Genomic DNA, 3,142 nt, shown 5'->3' with positions numbered 1-3,142 from the left:
GGGCTGTCGCTGGTGCGTGTCCGGTTCTTTGGCGGCAAGTCGGACCCGACGCTTCAGGTGATGGCCGAGCGGCCCGATACGCGCCAGCTGACGATCGATGATTGCGCCGAATTGTCGCGGCGCGTGTCGGACCGGTTCGATGCGCTGGAGGCCGAGGGTGCCGACCCGATCGAGGACGCCTATCGCCTGGAAGTGTCCTCACCCGGCATCGACCGCCCGCTGACGCGGCTGACCGACTTTGCCGACTGGCAGGGGCATGAAGCGCGCATCACGCTGGCCGAGCCGGTGGAGGGGCGCAAGCAGTTGACCGGCGACCTGATGGGGGTCGAGGGCAGTTCGGTCACGATCGACGTGCGAAAGCACCAGCCGATGACCGTCGATTTTTCGCAGATTGCCGATGCAAAGCTGCTGCTGACCGATCGCCTGATCGCCGCGACCCAGCCGATTTCGGCCGAGGGCGCGGACAAGATTCTGATGGAAGGGTAACGAACGACAATGGCCACCGCCATTTCCGCCAACAAGGCCGAGCTGATCGCGATCGCCGATTCGGTCGCCAAGGAAAAGCTGATCGACCGCGCCATCGTCATCGAGGCGATGGAAGAGGCGATTCAGCGCGCCGCCAAGAATCGCTACGGCGCCGAAATGGACATCCGCGCCAAGCTGGACGGCAGTTCGGGCGACCTTCGCCTGTGGCGCGTGGTCGAAGTGGTCGAGCAGGTCGATGACCTGTACAAGCAGGTCGACCTGAAGGGCGCGCAGAAGCTCAAGAAGGACGCCGAACTGGGCGACTTCCTGGTCGATCCGCTGCCCCCGATCGAGTTTGGCCGCATCCAGGCGCAGGCGTCGAAGCAGATCATCTTCCAGAAGGTCCGCGACGCCGAGCGTGAGCGCCAGCACGAAGAGTTCAAGGACCGCGTGGGTGAAATCATCACCGGCGTCGTCAAGCGCGTCGAGTTCGGCCATGTCGTGGTCGACCTTGGCCGCGCCGAAGGCGTGATCCGCCGCGACGCCCAGATCCCGCGCGAAGTGGTGCGCGTAGGCGACCGCGTCCGCAGCCTGATCCTGAACGTCCGCCGCGAAAATCGCGGGCCGCAGATTTTCCTCAGCCGCGCGCACCCCGACTTCATGAAGAAGCTGTTCGCGCAGGAAGTGCCCGAAATCTATGACGGCATCATCGAGATCAAGGCCGCGGCCCGCGATCCGGGTTCGCGCGCCAAGATCGGCGTTATCAGCCGCGACAGCTCGATCGATCCGGTCGGCGCGTGCGTCGGCATGAAGGGCAGCCGCGTTCAGGCGGTCGTGCAGGAAATGCAGGGCGAAAAGATCGACATCATCCCCTGGTCGCCCGACACCGCGACCTTTGTTGTCAACGCGCTCCAGCCCGCCAATGTGGCGCGCGTGGTCATCGATGAAGAGGATGACCGCATCGAAGTGGTGGTGCCCGACGATCAACTGTCGCTCGCCATCGGTCGGCGCGGCCAGAATGTCCGCCTTGCCAGCCAGCTGACCGGCAAGGCGATCGACATCCTGACCGAAACCGACGCCAGCGAGAAGCGCCAGCAGGAATTCGTCCGCAATTCCGAGATGTTCCAGAACGAGCTGGACGTCGACGAAACGCTGGCGCAGTTGTTGGTCGCCGAGGGTTTCGGCGAGCTGGAAGAGGTCGCCTATGTCGAGATCGACGAGCTGGCGGGCATCGAGGGCTTTGACGAGGATCTGGCGCAGGAGCTGCAAAGCCGCGCGCAGGAAGCGCTCGATCGCCGCGAGGAGGCCAATCGCGAACAGCGCCGCGCGCTGGGCGTCGAGGACGATCTGGCGGCCATGCCCTATCTGACCGAAGCGATGCTGGTCACACTGGGCAAGGCGGGGATCAAGACGCTGGATGACCTGGCCGACCTTGCCACCGACGAACTGGTCGAGAAGAAGCGCGTCGAACCGCGCCGCCGCAACGAGGACGCACCCAAGCGCGAAGCGCCCAAGGGCGGCATCCTGGCCGAATATGGCCTGTCCGACGAACAGGGCAACGAGATCATCATGGCCGCGCGCGCGCACTGGTTCGACGACGAACCGGCCGCCGCCGAAGAAGCGCCTGCGGGCGCCGAGGAGGACGCACATGCGGACTCCGACCAATGAGCGCGCTGACCGACCTCTGATCGCGTCATTGCCGTGCCTTTTGACGGAGGCGCGGCGATGAACGACCGAAGCTGCATACTGACGCGCGATACCGGCCCGCGGAGCGGGCTGGTGCGTCTTGCGCTGGCGCCCGATGGCGTGATCCACCCCGATGTGCGCGGCAAGGCGCCGGGCCGGGGCGCGTGGATCGGTGTCGGTCGGGCCGCGCTGGAAATCGCGATCGCCAAGGGCAAGCTGCGCGGCGCGCTGTCGCGTGCGTTCAAGACCAGCGACATCACCGTGCCCGCCGATCTGGCGCAGAAGATCGCCGATGCGCTGGAACGCGCGACGCTCGATCGCCTGGGGCTGGAGGCGAAGGCGGGGATGCTGCAGACCGGCAGCGACCGGATCGAGGAATCGGCGCGGGCGGGGCGTCTGGCAATGCTGTTGCACGCCAGCGATGCCGGTGCCGATGGCGCCCGCCGGCTGGCCCAGGCATGGCGTGTGGGCCGCGATGCGGAGGGCAGCACGCTCAAGGGACTGGTATTGCCGGTCTCGCGCACCATATTGTCATTGGCGTTGGGCCGTGAAAATGTGGTACATGTCGGCCTGACCGACGCCAGGGCAGCAAGGCGGGTGAGCGAAGCGCTCGACCGCTGGCTGCATTTTATCGGACCTGAAACCGCACCCCAGCCTTGCGAAAACGGCTCGCAGGGCGCATCCGCTGATTTTCCGGCGATGCGCGGACCCGCCGGAACGAATGAAGGACTTCGAGCACCCGAATGAGCGACACGGACAACGACAAGCCGAAGCTGGGCGCGCGCGCGCCGCTGGGCCTCAAGCGCACGGTTGAAACGGGCAAGGTGAAGCAGAGCTTCAGCCACGGCCGCTCGAATACTGTCGTGGTCGAGGTGAAGCGCCGGCGCACGATCGGTCGTCCGGGCGAAGACACGGGTGCTGTCCAGCAGGAAGCGGCCGCGCCCGCCCCTGCGCCGGTCGCGGCCCCGCCGCCCCCGCCGCCACCCCCGGT

4 protein-coding genes are annotated in these 3,142 nt (G+C 66.5%); all 4 read left to right on the top strand.

Going from position 1 to position 3,142, the window contains the following annotated elements; translation table 11 throughout:
- Positions 1 to 486: ribosome maturation protein RimP (gene rimP, locus VL973_RS13560; RefSeq protein ID WP_325284560.1), on the top strand; the 486-nt coding region annotated here is incomplete at its 5' end.
- Between the two features lie 9 nt (positions 487 to 495).
- Positions 496 to 2,133 (top strand): transcription termination factor NusA, encoded by a 1,638-nt coding sequence (gene nusA, locus VL973_RS13555; protein WP_325284559.1) that lies wholly within the window; start codon positions 496 to 498, stop codon positions 2,131 to 2,133.
- A gap of 57 nt (positions 2,134 to 2,190) precedes the next feature.
- The gene (locus tag VL973_RS13550) at positions 2,191 to 2,898 is read left to right on the top strand and encodes a DUF448 domain-containing protein (protein WP_325284558.1); all 708 of its coding nucleotides are present in this window, start codon (positions 2,191 to 2,193) and stop codon (positions 2,896 to 2,898) included.
- Positions 2,895 to 3,142, top strand: a 248-nt coding sequence (locus VL973_RS13545; protein WP_325284557.1) for a translation initiation factor IF-2 associated domain-containing protein, incomplete at its 3' end; no start/stop codon positions are given. The genes VL973_RS13550 and VL973_RS13545, both read left to right, overlap by 4 nt.

It is taken from the genome of Sphingomonas sp. (genome assembly GCF_035490575.1).
In the GTDB taxonomy this organism is placed as follows: Bacteria; Pseudomonadota; Alphaproteobacteria; order Sphingomonadales; family Sphingomonadaceae; genus Sphingomonas.
The sequence above is the reverse complement of the archived record's forward strand: the minus strand, read 5'-3'. Positions and strand labels throughout refer to the sequence as shown.